This window comes from Paraburkholderia acidicola, assembly GCF_002362315.1.
Lineage (GTDB): Bacteria > Pseudomonadota > Gammaproteobacteria > Burkholderiales > Burkholderiaceae > Paraburkholderia > Paraburkholderia acidicola.
The window spans coordinates 171,226-185,572 of record NZ_MTZV01000004.1; the positions used below are offsets into that span (position 1 = coordinate 171,226).

Annotated in this window: 15 protein-coding genes and 1 tRNA gene; 8 read left to right on the top strand and 8 right to left on the bottom strand. The window is 61.4% G+C overall.

Translation table 11 applies throughout. The annotated features are described in order from the left end of the window. Window positions 1-242: 242 nt before the first annotated feature. From parC to BWP39_RS11010, 4 genes are all read right to left on the bottom strand, one after another. A complete protein-coding gene (gene parC, locus BWP39_RS10995) occupies window positions 243-2,567 on the bottom strand; it encodes a DNA topoisomerase IV subunit A (protein WP_096720040.1) in 2,325 nt (774 codons plus the stop codon). A gap of 76 nt (window positions 2,568-2,643) precedes the next feature. After that, on the bottom strand, window positions 2,644-4,629 hold the full coding sequence (locus BWP39_RS11000) for a DNA topoisomerase IV subunit B (protein WP_096720042.1): 1,986 nt from the start codon (window positions 4,627-4,629) through the stop codon (window positions 2,644-2,646). A gap of 190 nt (window positions 4,630-4,819) precedes the next feature. Next, window positions 4,820-6,754 (bottom strand): ATP-binding cassette domain-containing protein, encoded by a 1,935-nt coding sequence (locus BWP39_RS11005; RefSeq protein ID WP_096720044.1) that lies wholly within the window; start codon window positions 6,752-6,754, stop codon window positions 4,820-4,822. A 232-nt stretch (window positions 6,755-6,986) separates the two neighbouring features. Further along, the gene (locus BWP39_RS11010) at window positions 6,987-7,388 is read right to left on the bottom strand and encodes a DUF4399 domain-containing protein (RefSeq protein ID WP_096720046.1); all 402 of its coding nucleotides are present in this window, start codon (window positions 7,386-7,388) and stop codon (window positions 6,987-6,989) included. Window positions 7,389-7,659: 271 nt separating this feature from the next. On the opposite strand from BWP39_RS11010, the gene BWP39_RS11015 reads away from it, so the two are divergent. Further along, a complete protein-coding gene (locus tag BWP39_RS11015; protein ID WP_096722434.1) occupies window positions 7,660-7,956 on the top strand; it encodes a type II toxin-antitoxin system RelE/ParE family toxin in 297 nt (98 codons plus the stop codon). 24 nt (window positions 7,957-7,980) lie between these two features. Further along, window positions 7,981-8,280 carry an addiction module antidote protein gene (locus BWP39_RS11020; protein ID WP_096722436.1) on the top strand — a complete coding sequence of 100 codons (300 nt, stop codon included), beginning with the start codon at window positions 7,981-7,983 and terminating at the stop codon, window positions 8,278-8,280. Window positions 8,281-8,408: 128 nt separating this feature from the next. Here the strand turns inward: BWP39_RS11020 and BWP39_RS11025 are convergent. After that, window positions 8,409-8,483, bottom strand: a tRNA-Arg gene (locus BWP39_RS11025). 224 nt (window positions 8,484-8,707) lie between these two features. Between BWP39_RS11025 and BWP39_RS11030 the strand changes: the two genes are divergently transcribed. After that, window positions 8,708-9,454: a class I SAM-dependent methyltransferase gene (locus tag BWP39_RS11030; RefSeq protein ID WP_096720048.1), complete on the top strand. Its 747-nt coding sequence runs from the start codon at window positions 8,708-8,710 to the stop codon at window positions 9,452-9,454. Window positions 9,455-9,484: 30 nt separating this feature from the next. Here BWP39_RS11030 and BWP39_RS11035 read toward each other — a convergent pair whose 3' ends face one another. From BWP39_RS11035 to BWP39_RS11045, 3 genes are all read right to left on the bottom strand, one after another. After that, complete coding sequence (locus BWP39_RS11035; protein ID WP_096720050.1) at window positions 9,485-9,667, bottom strand: rubredoxin; 183 nt, start codon at window positions 9,665-9,667, stop codon at window positions 9,485-9,487. A gap of 111 nt (window positions 9,668-9,778) precedes the next feature. Continuing rightward, complete coding sequence (locus BWP39_RS11040) at window positions 9,779-10,075, bottom strand: transposase (RefSeq protein WP_207556751.1); 297 nt, start codon at window positions 10,073-10,075, stop codon at window positions 9,779-9,781. Window positions 10,076-10,423: 348 nt separating this feature from the next. After that, on the bottom strand, window positions 10,424-10,750 hold the full coding sequence (locus BWP39_RS11045; RefSeq protein WP_096720052.1) for a DUF4148 domain-containing protein: 327 nt from the start codon (window positions 10,748-10,750) through the stop codon (window positions 10,424-10,426). 273 nt (window positions 10,751-11,023) lie between these two features. On the opposite strand from BWP39_RS11045, the gene BWP39_RS31955 reads away from it, so the two are divergent. The 5 genes from BWP39_RS31955 to BWP39_RS11065 all read left to right on the top strand — a co-directional run bounded on the left by BWP39_RS31955 (window position 11,024) and on the right by BWP39_RS11065 (window position 14,278). Then, entirely contained in the window at window positions 11,024-11,161 is a 138-nt protein-coding gene (locus tag BWP39_RS31955) for a hypothetical protein (RefSeq protein ID WP_170043851.1), read from the top strand. Window positions 11,162-11,262: 101 nt separating this feature from the next. Then, the gene (locus BWP39_RS11050; protein ID WP_096720054.1) at window positions 11,263-11,547 is read left to right on the top strand and encodes a hypothetical protein; all 285 of its coding nucleotides are present in this window, start codon (window positions 11,263-11,265) and stop codon (window positions 11,545-11,547) included. Between the two features lie 328 nt (window positions 11,548-11,875). Further along, the gene (dcm, locus tag BWP39_RS11055) at window positions 11,876-13,135 is read left to right on the top strand and encodes a DNA (cytosine-5-)-methyltransferase (RefSeq protein ID WP_096720056.1); all 1,260 of its coding nucleotides are present in this window, start codon (window positions 11,876-11,878) and stop codon (window positions 13,133-13,135) included. Next, window positions 13,135-13,629 carry a very short patch repair endonuclease gene (locus BWP39_RS11060; RefSeq protein ID WP_096720058.1) on the top strand — a complete coding sequence of 165 codons (495 nt, stop codon included), beginning with the start codon at window positions 13,135-13,137 and terminating at the stop codon, window positions 13,627-13,629. The genes dcm and BWP39_RS11060 overlap by 1 nt, the downstream gene beginning before the upstream one ends. A gap of 145 nt (window positions 13,630-13,774) precedes the next feature. Continuing rightward, the gene (locus BWP39_RS11065; RefSeq protein WP_096720060.1) at window positions 13,775-14,278 is read left to right on the top strand and encodes a YbhB/YbcL family Raf kinase inhibitor-like protein; all 504 of its coding nucleotides are present in this window, start codon (window positions 13,775-13,777) and stop codon (window positions 14,276-14,278) included. Window positions 14,279-14,347: the final 69 nt, after the last annotated feature.

Consider the following 14,347-nt stretch of genomic DNA (forward strand, 5'->3'; position numbering starts at 1 on the left):
GGTGCGGGCCACGAAGGCTACACGCGGAAAAGACCAGGTAACGTCTCAAGCGGCTTTCTTTGCTTACTTTCTTTGCTCCCCCAAGGGGACTTCCTTCGGGGCGCGCGCAAAGAAAGTAAGTGCCGCCCCGCACAGGGGCAACGCCTGCGCCGCGAGGCGCTAACAAAGAGCCGCCTGCACAGGCAAACAAGAACCGACCGCGACGAGCAAACAACTAGCCGCCGGCGATGCCAATCAAACCCTTACTCAGCCGCCACCGGTCGCAACGTCAACAACTTAAGCTTAGTATCCGGCAAACGCCCCTTCCGAGCCCGCTTCCCAACGTGCGGCGTCAAGGCAGCACCAGCAAACACCTCTTCATAGACCTTGCCACCGCGCCCGGTGCCGGACAACACCAGCCCCGCCTTCCCAATAGCCAGTGCCTGCACCAACGACTCATTCTCGTCGAGCCCCATCAGGATCACACCACGCCCCCCACCCGACAGCGTCTTCATCTCATCAAGCCCAAACACCAGCAACCGCCCGCCACTCGACAGACACGCAACCCGCGTCGCATCGGGCAACATCGGCATCGGCACGAGCGGCGTAGCACCCGCATCGATCGTCATGAACGACTTACCCGCCTTCACACGACTGACCATATCGCCAACCTTCGCGACAAAGCCGAACCCATTGCTCGAAGCAAGCAGCAGTTGCTGATCGGCGGGAGCCGCGTAGTAATGCATCAGATGAGAACCCGATTCGAGCTCGATCAGCGACGTAACCGGCACGCCGTCACCGCGACCGCCAGGCAACAGCGCCACAGCAACCGAATACACACGTCCGTTGCTACCCCACGCGACGAGCGTATCGGGCGTCCGGCATTGGAACGCCGCGTACAGACCATCGCCGGCCTTGAACGTGAAGCTCGCCGCATCGAGACCGTGGCCCTTCAGCGCACGAACCCAGCCACGCTGCGACACGACGACCGTAACCGGCTCATCGACAACGCGCACTTCAAAGACCGCGCGCTTTTCCTGCTGAATCAACGTACGGCGCTCGTCGCCGTACTGCTTCGCATCGCCTTCGATTTCACGAATGATCAACCGCTTCATCGCCGGTTCGCTACCGAGCAGTTCCTCAAGCTTCGCTTTCTCGTCGCGCAGCTCGCCCAATTCCTTCTCGATCTTGATCTTCTCGAGGCGCGCGAGCTGGCGCAGCCGGATTTCGAGAATGTCTTCCGCCTGCCGGTCGCTCAGACCGAATGCGGCCATCAACGCGGGTTTTGGCTCGTCCGACTCACGGATGATACGAATCACCTCATCGATATTGAGGAAGACGATCATCCGCCCTTCGAGGATGTGGATCCGGTCGTCGACCTTGGTCAGCCGATACTGCGTGCGGCGCGTGACCGTGGCGAAACGGAAACCGATCCACTCGCGCAGGATTTCCGCGAGACCCTTCTGCCGCGGTCGGCCGTCTGCGCCGACCATCACCAGGTTCAGCGAGGTATTCGATTCGAGGCTCGTATGCGCGAGCAACGTGTTGACGAACTCGGTCTGATCGACGCGGCTCGTCTTCGGTTCGAACACGATACGCACCGGCGCGTCCTTGCCCGACTCGTCGCGCACCGCGTCGAGCAGCGCGAGCAGCGTCTGCTTCGTCTGGAGCTGTTCGGGCGTAAGCGTCTTCTTGCCGAGCTTGATCTTCGGATTGGTCTGCTCTTCGATTTCTTCGAGCACACGCTGGGCCGACGTGCCCGGCGGCAGTTCGGTGAAAACGAGCTGCCATTGTCCGCGGGCGAGATCTTCGATCTTCCAGCGTGCGCGCACCTTCAGGCTGCCGCGGCCGGTTTCGTAAGCCGCAGCGATCTCAGCTTCGCTAGAAATGATTTGGCCGCCGCCCGGAAAGTCCGGGCCCGGTACCAGCTGCATCAGTTCCGCGTGCTGCAACGCCGGCTGGCGGATCATCGCCACCGCCGCTGCGGCGACTTCACGCAGGTTGTGCGACGGGATCTCGGTAGCAAGGCCGACCGCGATGCCCGATGCGCCGTTCAGCAGCAGAAACGGCAGGCGCGCGGGCAACAGCTTCGGTTCCTGGAACGAGCCGTCGTAGTTCGGCATGAAATCGACGGTGCCCTGATTGATTTCGTCGAGCAGCAGCTTCGAGATCGGCGTGAGGCGTGCTTCGGTATAGCGCATCGCCGCCGCGCCGTCGCCGTCACGCGAGCCGAAGTTACCCTGGCCGTCGATCAGCGGATAGCGCATCGAGAAGTCCTGCGCGAGACGCACGAGCGCGTCGTACGCAGACTGGTCGCCGTGCGGGTGATACTTGCCGAGCACATCGCCGACGACGCGCGCCGACTTCACCGGCTTCGCGTTATCGGCCAGTCCCATCTCGTTCATGGCGAACAGGATGCGGCGCTGCACCGGCTTCTGGCCGTCGCTGACATCAGGCAGCGCGCGGCCCTTGACGACGCTTACCGCGTAGTCGAGATACGCACGCTCCGCGTAGTTGCCGAGCGTGAGAAATTCGCCGTCGGGCGGCGCCACAGGTTCGGTGAAAAGATCAGGCGTGTTGTCGTCCATCTAGATTCCGTATCCGTATTTGCTGTGAGTACCGAGCATGCGGCGCGCCAGTGTTCGCGCGGCCGGCACGCCGTACTCAGATATCCGCTTCGACGTCGTTACCTTTTTCTTCGAGCCAGGTACGCCGCGACGCCGCTTCGCCCTTGCCCATCAGCATCGTCATCCGCGCGACAGTCGCATCGAAGTCGAGCTCGCCGAGCGCGACCGGCGACAGACGCCGCGTGTCCGGATTCATCGTCGTGTCCCACAACTGCTCGGCACTCATTTCGCCGAGGCCCTTGAAGCGGCTGATCGTCCATTGCGATTCGCGCACACCGTCCTTGCGCAGCTTGTCGAGAATCGCCTCAAGTTCGCCTTCGTCGAGCGCATAGAGTTTCTGCGCGGGCTTCTTGCCACGCGCGGGCGCGTCGACACGAAAGAGCGGCGGCCGCGCGACATGCACGTGACCGCGCTCGATCAGCAGTGGGAAGTGCTTGAAGAACAGCGTGAGCAGCAACACCTGGATGTGCGCGCCATCCACGTCCGCGTCCGACAGGATGCAGATCTTGCCGTAACGCAGATTGGACAGGTCGACCACGTCATCGGGGTTGTGCGGATCGACACCGATCGCCACCGAGATGTCATGCACTTCGTTGTTCGCGAACAACCGGTCGCGCTCGGTTTCCCACGTGTTCAGCACCTTGCCGCGCAGCGGCAGGATCGCCTGATACTCCTTGTCGCGCCCCATCTTCGCGGAGCCGCCCGCCGAATCGCCTTCGACGAGAAAGAGTTCGTTACGCGCGATATCAGTCGTTTCGCAATCGACGAGCTTGCCAGGCAGCACCGCAATACCCGAGCTCTTGCGTTTCTCGACTTTCTGACCGGCACGGGTGCGCGCCTGCGCCTGCTTGATGACGAGATCGGCGAGTTTTTTGCCGAGTTCGACGTGCTGGTTCAGCCACAGTTCGAGCGCCGGCCGCGTGAACGACGACACGAGTTTCACCGCGTCGCGACTATTCAGGCGCTCCTTGATCTGACCTTGGAACTGCGGGTCGAGCACCTTCGCCGACAACACAAACGACACACGCGCGAACACATCTTCGGCGAGCAGCTTCACGCCTTTCGGCTGCAGGTTGTGCAACTCGACGAAGCTCTTTACCGCCTGATAGAGACCGTCGCGCAGACCGGACTCGTGCGTGCCGCCGGCTGGCGTCGGAATCAGGTTCACGTACGATTCGCGCGTGAGCGGCCCTTCTTCGCTCCACGCAACGACCCACGCGGCGCCCTCGCCTTCAGCAAACGTTTCTTCGTTCGAACGCGAGTTTTCCGCATAGCGCTCGCCTTCGAAGACCGGAATCAGCAGATCGCTACCATCCAGTCCTTCCAGCAGATAGCCGCGCAAACCGTCTTCGTATTTCCATGTTTGCCGCTCGCCAGTCTTTTCGATGACGAGTGTCACCTCGACGCCGGGCAGCAGCACCGCCTTCGAGCGCAGCAGGCGCTGCAACTCGCCGACCGGCAGATTCGGTGAATCGAAGTATTTCGGATTCGCCCATGCGGTCACGCGCGTGCCCGATTTCTTGTCGCTCCGGCTGGCGTTGCGCACTTCGAGCGGACGCACGACATCGCCGTTCGCGAAACCGAGTTCGGCGATCTTGCCATCGCGCCAGACAGTGACATCGAGGCGCGTGGACAACGCGTTCGTCACCGACACCCCGACGCCGTGCAGACCGCCCGAGAACGTGTACGCGCCGCCCGCAGCCTTGTCGAACTTGCCGCCAGCGTGCAGCCGCGTGTACACAATTTCGACGACCGGCACGCCTTCTTCGGGATGCAGGCCGAACGGGATGCCGCGGCCGTCATCGTCGACGGATACCGATTGATCCGCGTGCAGCGTGACCGTGATCTCCTTGCCGAAGCCGCCGAGCGCTTCATCCGACGCGTTATCGATGACTTCCTGGATGATGTGCAGCGGATTTTCGGTGCGCGTGTACATGCCGGGCCGCTGCTTGACCGGCTCCAGGCCCTTCAGCACCTTGATCGACGCTTCGCTATAAGTCGCGTTTGGCTTTTTCGTAGACATGGCTTGCTTGGGTTCCGTCGAGCTTTCAAAAAACGAAACGAAACAACGGAGTAAATGGGGTGCCCGCAGCGCGAGCAAACTGTTGCATTGCCGGCTGCCTGCACGCGAGGCAGCCTGTTCGCGGGGTATTTTACTGATTTCGATGCGACGGGCAATTCGACTATTAAAGACGGTTAAACCCGACTGCCTGTCACTTGCGCCGGCTCTCCAGCTCATCCCAGCGCTCCATCGCCGCCAGCAGCTCACCGTCGATTGCGCCGTAGCGCTCAGTCAGCCGCGTGCCTTCCGACGCATCCTTCGCAAAAATCGAACCGTCTTCAAGCTGCGCGCCGATGGTTTTCTGCTCGGCCTCAAGCGCCGCGATCTGCGCGGGCAACGCCTCCAGCTCGCGCTGCTCCTTGAACGAGAGCTTCGCCACGCGCTGCGCATTGCGACCCGTCGCACTGTCTTTCTGCGCCGACTCCGGCGCGGCTTCCTTCGCCGGCTGCTTAAGCGCGTCGCGCGCGATCTGCGCAGACCGGTCGCGCTGCAGTTGCCAGTCGGTAAAGCCGCCAACGTATTCGCGCCACTTCCCCTCGCCCTCCGAGGCAATCACCGAAGTCACTACGTTGTCGAGAAACGCGCGATCGTGGCTCACGAGCAGCACCGTACCGTCATAGTCCGTGAGCAGTTCTTCGAGTAGCTCGAGGGTGGGGATGTCGAGATCGTTGGTCGGTTCGTCGAGCACCAGCACGTTCGCGGGACGCGCGAACAGACGCGCGAGCAGCAGGCGGTTGCGCTCGCCGCCCGACAACGACTGCACCGGAGAACGGGCACGCTCGGGTGCGAACAGGAAATCGCCGAGATAGCTCATCACGTGCTTGCGCGTGCCGTTGACCTCGACCCAGTCGCTACCAGGGCTGATGGTATCGGCAACGCTCTTGTCCAGATCGAGCTGCGCGCGCATCTGGTCGAAGTAAGCAACCTGCAGGTTGGTACCGATGCGCACCGTCCCGTCGTCCGGCGTGAGTTCACCGAGGATCAGCTTCAGCAGCGTCGTCTTGCCCGCACCGTTCGGCCCGACAAAACCGATCTTGTCGCCGCGCATCACCGTCGCGGTGAATTCGTCGATCACCGTGCGCGCGCCGTAGCGCTTCGTCACGTCGGTCAGCTCCGCGACGATCTTGCCGGACTTCTCGCCTTGCCCGACATCGAGCCTGACATTGCCCTGTACATTGCGGCGATCCGCGCGTTCGTTACGCATCTGCACGAGCCGCGCGATCCGGCCGACGCTGCGTGTGCGACGCGCTTCGACGCCCTTGCGAATCCACACTTCTTCCTGCGCGAGCAGCTTGTCAAACTTGTCGTTTTCGACCCGCTCCACTTCGAGTTGCTGCGCCTTGCGCGTCTGGTAGGCGGAGAAATTACCCGGATACGACAGCAGACGGCCGCGGTCCAGGTCGACGATGCGGGTCGCGACGCGATCGAGAAACGCGCGATCGTGGGTAATGAAGAACAGTCCTGCGCGCTGCGAGACCAGCAGATCCTCGAGCCAGCGGATGCCTTCAAAGTCGAGATGGTTGGTCGGCTCGTCGAGCAGCAGCACATCGGGCTGCACGACAAGTGCGCGCGCCAGTGCGACGCGCTTCTTCATGCCGCCAGACAACGCGCTGACCCGCGCATCGCCGTCGAGACCGATCTGCGCAAGCGTGGTTTCGACGCGATTGCGCCAGTTCCAGGCATCGATTGAATCGAGCGACGACTGCAGCGTGTTCATGCGTGCGAGCAGTGCGTCGTGCTCCGCGCCCTCGGGCACGTCGGCGAGCCGGTGCGCGACCTCGTCGTATTCGTCGAGCAGCGCGCGCGCCTCGGTCAGCCCCGCGGCAACCGCGTCGAACACCGACACATCGATGTCGAACTCGGGCTCCTGCGGCACATAGACGGTGGTGAGATGCTGCTGACGCGTGATGAGGCCGTCGTCGGGCTTCGTCAGATCCGCGACGATTTTCAGCAGCGACGACTTGCCCGCGCCGTTACGGCCGATCAGACCGACGCGCTCCCCCGCTTCCAGCGAGAAATCGGCGTGATCGAGCAATGCGACGTGACCGAACGCGAGTTGCGCGCCGGTAATGGTGTAAAGCGACATGGAGAATTAAGAGAACCTGCGATGAATCGGAACCGCTCATTGTACCGGTCGGGCGAGGCGCCGCCGCTTCGTCCGAAAGGCCGGGGTCGCCTGGGCGGCCATTGGGGATACGTGCGGGCTCCGGTTGGGGTGGTTCTGCGGGCGGTGGGTGGGACGTTATGCGGATTGTGCGCCAGACTGCAACGGGATAAGCCGCAACGCCAGAGTTGCGGCTTATCCGCGGAAAGCGGTGTTACTGCACGTGCACGGTGATGGTCTGGCTCCACTCGGGGCCGTACGACCGGTGCGCGCCGTCGCCGAATTGCAGGGTCAATGTGTGGTCGCCAGGCGGCAGCGTAATATCGGTTTCCGTCTGGCCCTTGCCGAAATGCAGCGACGTGGCCGTGGCGGGAATCACCTGATCCTTCGGCAACGGCTGACCGTCGATCAGCAGATGATGATGGCCGGTGCCTTCCGCGATAGTCCCGGCCGGCACGACTTTCATGCCATCGATACCGAACTGCACATGCACCGGATTGCTCACGGTGGCGCCGTCCTTCGGCGCGACAAAGAAGACGCCTTCAGCCTGCGCAACGCCCGACACAGCGAGCAAGCCGGCGAGCGCAGCACTGGCCAACCATTTGTTGTTGAACATGTTCTTCTCCTGTAGGAAAGCGGCGTTGCGCCTTGCGTGTCCGCCGTAGAGGCGCGTAGGCAGCACACATGGGCGATCGTTGCGAGAGGCCGCGCCGCACAGGATACACCGGGGATGTGGCGGGGATCGGCGTACCGAGGATGGTTAGTGTTTTCGGTAATCGCGGCATCGTGGACAACCAGATATGCAACAACGTGCGCCCGGAACGCATCGTCGGGTAGGCTGAGCATGTCTTTGACTTTCATGTATCCATAGGGATACAATGCATCACATGAACACGATCCACAGTACCGACGAATTCAATGCATGGGTTGACGGCATCAAGGACTTGAAAGCACGTGCTGCGATCTATGTGCGCATCCGACGTGCAGAGGCAGGAAATTTCGGCGAATTCAAGGTTTTGACCGATGGCGTTTCGGAAATGAAAATCGACGTCGGTCAGGGGTATCGCGTGTACTTTGCTCGCGAGGGACGGGTCACCTATCTCCTGCTTTGCGGTGGCGACAAGTCAACGCAAAAAGCAGACATCAAACATGCCGTGAAGCTGTGGAAGGAAATTCAAGAGTAATGTGGTTTCGCAATGGAGTGCGATATGACCAAAGTTAAAATTTCACGTTTCGACGTTGCTGAACATCTCGATAGCGAGGAGATGATCGCCGCATACCTTAATGCCGCTCTGGAAGAAGGAGATTCTGACCTTCTCATGGCTGCAATTGCCGACGTGGCGAAAGCCCGCGGCGTGGCAAAAGTGGCCGAGGACGCCGGGCTAGGTCGCGAGAGCTTATACAAGACGCTGAAACCTGGCTCGAAGCCACAACTCGGGACCGTCCTGAAGCTCCTGCGTGCACTTGGGATCAAGCTGAACGCGTTGCCAGAGGCCTCGCACACCTGACACCACCGATACCCCAAAAATCTGGCTTCTCCTGAGCAACCATGGGAAATGACGGCGGCAAAAAAGCACCGTAGTGCAACGGATACAGTGCTTTTCTCGGCAAACTTGGGAGATGTTGAGAGTCAGACTGGTCCCCCCGACAGGAATCGAACCTGTATCTAGCGCTTAGGAGGCACTTGTTCTATCCATTGAACTACGGGGAGAAAACCACAGCGAGCAAGAGCACCGGGCGACGAAAACCAGATGCCCTGCGTCCCGGATAAACAGCTACGTTCCTAAGTGCATCATCGTAGCGTGGGACAGCTTCGTGTCGGCGGGAAGAGACCGCACCGAACGCGAATCGCGCCGCAGGGGCCAGAGTATAGCAAACGCGCCCGCACACGAAAATGGCACCCGACACGCACACTTCACCGCTACCATCCGCAGCATGACAGCGACCAATACGCTCTATACCGACCCACGTCTCGTCGCGCTTTACGACACGCTCAATCCCTTCGGCGCCGACACCGGGTTCTATCTGGCGCTCGCCGCGTCGCTGCGAGCAAGCCATATCGTCGACATCGGCTGCGGCACGGGCCTTCTCACCTGCGAACTCGCGCGGCGCGGCCATGCGGTGACGGGTATCGATCCGGCGCGCGCCATGCTCGACGTCGCGCGTCGTCGCCCGGGCGGCGAGCGTGTGCAATGGATAGAAGGTGACGCACAGCAAGCCAGCGATACGCAGGCCGACCTCGCGTTAATGACAGGTCACGTCGCGCAGGTATTCGTTGACGATCTGGACTGGCGGGCAACCCTTGCCGCCGCATATCGTACGTTACGGCCGGGCGGCCGTCTCGCATTCGAAAGCCGTCATCCGCAATCCGCGCCATGGAAGGCATGGACGCCGGAAGCGTCGCTACGTCGGATCAGCGTCGACGGCGACAACACGGTCAAGGTATGGCACGAACTCATCGAGGTAAGCGGCGAGTGCGTGCGCTTTGTCACGCACTATCAGTTCGATGCGACCGGAGAGGAGCTGGTCTCGGCCAGCGAATTGCGCTTTCGCTCGCAGTCCACGCTCGCGCAGACGCTCACGGATTCAGGTTTCTCGATCGCGCATTGGTACGGCGACTGGTCGGGCGCGCCGGTCGACGAGCAGAGCCGCGAATTGATCGTGATTGCAGTGCGCGATTAAAGCACCACGTCCACGTCAAAAACGCGAGACTTAAAACTCCACCGCAGCAAATTCGGCCTTGCCCACATCGCACAGCGGGCAGCGCCAGTCCTCGGGAATATCGGCAAAGCGAGTGCCTGCCGCAATACCTTCCTCAGGCAACCCTTCTTCTTCGTTATAAATCCAGCCGCAAATCAGGCAGACCCAGTTTTTATATTCGATCACTTCGCTCACAGCGCACTCTTATATCGGTTCAAGACAATATCCGGCCGCGCCGCGCCTTTTCAGGGGGCGCGGCGAGCCGCAATCTTACCGGAATTCGCTATTGAACCGCCAAGCCCAGCCTCACGCCGTCTGCTCTTCTTCTAGTTGCTCGGTTTCGCCGTAAAGGTCGAGCAGCAGGAGCGCTTCGGACATGATTCCGGCGCGCGTCCATTGCAGCCACTTGATGTAGCAGGTCTGCGACGGCGGGTAATCGGCGGGCAGATGCTGCCAGCGCTCGTGCTGGGTGACCACCCACAGGACGGCATTGAGCACTTCCCGCGGATCACGGCTCGCGCGCCCGAAACGACGTGCGTCGCTATGCGGGAAGAGATGCCTGACCTGACTCCAGGCGTCGTCTGAAAGAGGAAGTGTTGGCATAAATGACCTCGAACTGAAATGCCTGACTGGAAGTATCCACGTCTTTCACAATATTCGAAATCAGAAAAAACACCATGTTCTTTCAACTAAACAAAGTAATATTTACCAAATGTTTCGGTGAATTCGTCTGCTGAAGGGGCCGGAAACCGCTGTGGGCAGATTCCACGAAAAGCGCCCAGACCGCGAAGCCTGGGCGAAAGCCACCGGACATCGGCAGCGGAGGTTTGATTGACCACTTGCGAAACAGGCCCGGGTCCCACATGAGACGCGAGCCTGTTGCGTGGTGGGATGCAACAGCCACCCCTATGGAATTCTTCGCGCCAGCCTCGAAGCCGGCGTCGTTTCGGCTTACTGACCGAAGTAAATGCTCTTCGCGCCTGCTGCCGCGGCCGGGCGACCCGCATCCGACGAACCGCTCACCGACGGGCCGTAGCTCGTTTGCGCGGCGCCGTTTTCTGCGGCACCGTTTTCTGCAGCGACCTTTGCTTCAGCAGCCTGGATATTGGCCGGGTAATCGTAGTCGTTGGCAGTAGCGGGGTTATAACCGGCCTTTTCGATCTGAACCAGTTCGGCGCGAACTTGTGCGCGCGTAAGCGGTTGGTTCGATTGAGCAAACGACACCACCGGAGCGGCGAGGATTGCGGCAAGCGCGACAGCTTTGATAAGTGATTTCATGATTACTACCTCCAGAGATTGTTGTTTGCGGTACCGCGTTTCGTTTCGTCGGCATCCGTTAAGAACAGTCTAGGAGGGAATGAACCTAGGGTTAATACCTAACATCACAAATCATTGTTGCTGAAGTTGTATCCAATATCGGCTGAGGTGTCTTTACCATTTCGCGAGGTTTGCGGGTTTGTCCATTCAGCTGTTCGTCATGTGGCTCCGTTACGATGAACCTGCTTGTCCACAATCACACAATCACACAATCACAGAGACCCAGGATTCCACATGAAAAAAAACCTTCTGCTGCTGGTTGCCGTGGCTGCCAGCCTGGGTAGCGCGTCGCAGGCATTCGCCTACGATCATCATCGGCCGGTATGCCGTAACGTGCGCGTTCACCATCACTGGGAGAAGCTCTGCCGCTAGGCTCACGTCGTGTCCGATCGGTGAACCGGTAACCCGCGGACACAATTCAGCTCGAACTTCACGCCCCTCTTTCCTTTCTTAGCTGGAAGGAGGGGCGAATCATGTTCAGGCTCATGGCAGCGGCAGGACTAGTCGTTATGCTGGCGGGCTGCGTGGTGGCTCCGGGTTACGGGTACTACGATCAAGGCTACGCCTACGGATCCGGCTACGGTCCCGACTACGCACCGGCATACGGTTACGGGACGGTCAATATCTGGGGCGGCGGAGGCAGGGGCGGTTATGAGCGCCGCGGCTGGGGCGACCACGGCCACTACGGCGGCGGCTATTGGCAGCATGGCGGCGGGCGTGGCAACGGCGGCGGCCACGGTGGCGGGCACGGGCATTAGGCTGCGGTGCGCAGTCAAATCTGTGTAAGTCCGGATTGACGCAAGCGAGGCGCCGCCCCGCTTCGTCTAACGTAAATTTGACAATCGTTGACCGCACTGGCGACGATCGCCGATGCTGTGCCGCGCAGCGCGAACACCTGGCGGCTGCTCCGAGATGCTTGCTCCACAGTCGCCAGGGCTGCCTGATTGCACATCGCACTGATACGTCACAGGCCGATCCAGCGCATCCCAAAGCGCGCCCCACGGACAACTACAACGAAAAATCAGCTCCGCATCCGGGTCACCCATAGGTCATAATGTCCGCAAAAATTCCCAGCAAGGACGATCCGTGACCCAGGCCGCCCCGCTCGATCTGTTGAAACAGGCGCGCATCCGCTTTACACAACGAGAAATCGCCGCCTACGTCGGCAAGGACATCAAGACAGTACGGCGCTGGGAAAAAGGCGAAACGCCTTGCCCAGCGATGCTTGAGCCGGCGCTGCACGGGTTGCTGCAAACTGCCACCACAATCCCGGTCGACGCCCCCGCGCGCTTTCGCTTCATCGATCTGTTCGCCGGCATCGGCGGGATCCGCATGGGCTTCGAAGCGCACGGCGGCGCCTGCGTATTCACCAGCGAGTGGAACGCGTTCTCGAAGAAAACCTACGTCGAAAACTTCGGCGCCGAGCGGGAGTTCATCGGCGACATCGTGTCCTGTCCCGCCGATGCTGTCCCCGAGCACGACATCCTGCTCGGCGGCTTTCCGTGTCAGCCGTTCTCGATCGCCGGCGTCAGCAAGAAGAACGCGCTTGGGCGGCCGCACGGTTTCGAGTGCACGACTCAGGGCACGCTCTTCTTCGACGTCGCACGGATCATCGCCGCGCGACGTCCGGCCGCGTTTCTGCTGGAGAACGTCAAGAACCTGCTGTCGCACGATAAAGGCCGCACGTTCGAGGTGATCCTGCAGACGCTGCGAGACGAACTCGGCTATGACGTGCATTACCGCGTGATCGACGGGCAGCATTTCACGCCGCAGCATCGCGAGCGGATTCTGCTGGTCGGGTTTCGCGAGAAGACCGCGTTCTCGTGGGACGATCTGCAATTGCCCACCGATGGCCCGCGGCTCACGTCGATCCTGCATCGCACCGATGGTAGTGAACCGCTGTTGCCGTGGGATGGCGACCGCTTCTTCGATCACGCGAAACGCCGCGTGCAACCGAAATACACGCTCACGCCGAAGCTATGGGCGTACCTGCAGCATTACGCGGACAAGCATCGTGCGGCGGGCAACGGCTTCGGTTTCGGGCTCGCCTATCCGGACAGCGTGACGCGCACGCTGTCGGCGCGCTATCACAAGGACGGCTCGGAGATTCTCGTGCATCAGGGTTCGCGCAAACGTCCGCGGCGGCTCACGCCGCGCGAGTGCGCACGGTTGATGGGCTTTCCCGACACATTCCGGATTCCGGTCAGCGACACGCAGGCGTACCGGCAGTTCGGCAACAGCGTCGTGATGCCGGTGATGCGCGAGGTCGCGCGCATCATGTTGCCGCACGTCGATGCGCTGCTCGGTGCTGCGCCAGTGGCTCCGGCGCTCGCACTCGTCGCGTAATGGTCGACGTCGTCGACCCGGCCACACGTAGCCGGATGATGTCCGGCATTCGCGGGCGCAACACGAAGCCGGAGGTTCTGATCCGCAGCTTGCTGCATCGGCAGGGCTTGCGCTTTCGCCTCGATGCTCGCGATCTGCCGGGACGCCCCGATATCGTGTTGCCGCGTTTTCGCGCCGTGGTGTTCGTGCACGGCTGCTTCTGGCATGGTCACGACTGTCACCTCTTCAAATGGCCGCAGACGCGCCCCGAATTCTGGCGCGACAAGATCGGCCGCAATCGCAGCAACGACGAAAAGGCACAGCGCCTCCTACTCGAACAAGGATGGCGTGTCGCGACCGTGTGGGAGTGCGCATTGCGCGGCGCGCACCGCGATCTCGATGGTGTGCTGCAACGTCTCATCGACTGGTTGCATGGCGAAGCGCTCACGTTCGAAGAGCGTGGCGCCGCGCCGCCAGCTCGAGTCCAGGTGCCAGCCCAGACGCCGGCCGGATAGACGCTCTGAAGAAATCCGGAGTGCCCCGCGCGTGCCGGGTTCGCATAACCGCTTCATGCGCCGGTGATACACTCGATTGGCTAATGGGACGAGCCTGCTGAGCGCGCCCGTCCGTCTTCAGAACCCTCTTCGAAGGAGGCATCCGATGGCCGATTTCCGACTCTGGTCCGACGACTTTCCCGTCAACGGTTTCATGCCGAAAGCTCACGAGTTCGACGACCGATCGTTTGGCGTCGACGGCGATAACGTGTCGCCCGCGCTGCAATGGGATGCACCGCCTGCCGATACACAAAGCTTCGCGCTCACCGTCTACGATCCCGACGCACCGACTGGCAGCGGCTTCTGGCACTGGGTCGTCGTCAATCTTCCCGCCGATACCCGCTCACTACCGCGCAACGCCGGCAAGGCCGACGGCAGTCTGTTGCCACCGGGCGCGCTGCAGGTACGCAATGACTACGGCACGGTGGGCTTCGGTGGCGCTGCGCCGCCGCGCGGCGACAAACCGCACCGCTACATCTTCCGGCTGCACGCGCTGAAGGTCGCGCATCTGCCGATCAGTGCCGAGACAACGAATGCGGTCGCGCGCTTCATGACGCATCTGAACGAACTCGATTCAGCGACGCACACAGGTCTGTACGAACTGAAGTAACCGGCTCGCCATGGCCGGCGCCGGTCGGTGGGCCGCATGCAGCCCGCCGACCGGCCCTTTTCGCTTGTT

Coding starts and splice junctions, on each gene's coding strand:
- BWP39_RS31955 (WP_170043851.1), top strand. CDS start 11,024: ATGAAAAAAAACCTTCTGCTGCTGGTTGCCGTGGCTGCCAGCCTGGGT.
- BWP39_RS11040 (WP_207556751.1), bottom strand. CDS start 10,075: ATGCCAACACTTCCTCTTTCAGACGACGCCTGGAGTCAGGTCAGGCAT.
- BWP39_RS11010 (WP_096720046.1), bottom strand. CDS start 7,388: ATGTTCAACAACAAATGGTTGGCCAGTGCTGCGCTCGCCGGCTTGCTC.
- BWP39_RS11005 (WP_096720044.1), bottom strand. CDS start 6,754: ATGTCGCTTTACACCATTACCGGCGCGCAACTCGCGTTCGGTCACGTC.
- BWP39_RS11015 (WP_096722434.1), top strand. CDS start 7,660: ATGAACACGATCCACAGTACCGACGAATTCAATGCATGGGTTGACGGC.
- BWP39_RS11020 (WP_096722436.1), top strand. CDS start 7,981: ATGACCAAAGTTAAAATTTCACGTTTCGACGTTGCTGAACATCTCGAT.
- BWP39_RS11065 (WP_096720060.1), top strand. CDS start 13,775: ATGGCCGATTTCCGACTCTGGTCCGACGACTTTCCCGTCAACGGTTTC.
- BWP39_RS11000 (WP_096720042.1), bottom strand. CDS start 4,629: ATGTCTACGAAAAAGCCAAACGCGACTTATAGCGAAGCGTCGATCAAG.
- parC (WP_096720040.1), bottom strand. CDS start 2,567: ATGGACGACAACACGCCTGATCTTTTCACCGAACCTGTGGCGCCGCCC.
- BWP39_RS11060 (WP_096720058.1), top strand. CDS start 13,135: ATGGTCGACGTCGTCGACCCGGCCACACGTAGCCGGATGATGTCCGGC.
- BWP39_RS11050 (WP_096720054.1), top strand. CDS start 11,263: ATGTTCAGGCTCATGGCAGCGGCAGGACTAGTCGTTATGCTGGCGGGC.
- BWP39_RS11045 (WP_096720052.1), bottom strand. CDS start 10,750: ATGAAATCACTTATCAAAGCTGTCGCGCTTGCCGCAATCCTCGCCGCT.
- BWP39_RS11030 (WP_096720048.1), top strand. CDS start 8,708: ATGACAGCGACCAATACGCTCTATACCGACCCACGTCTCGTCGCGCTT.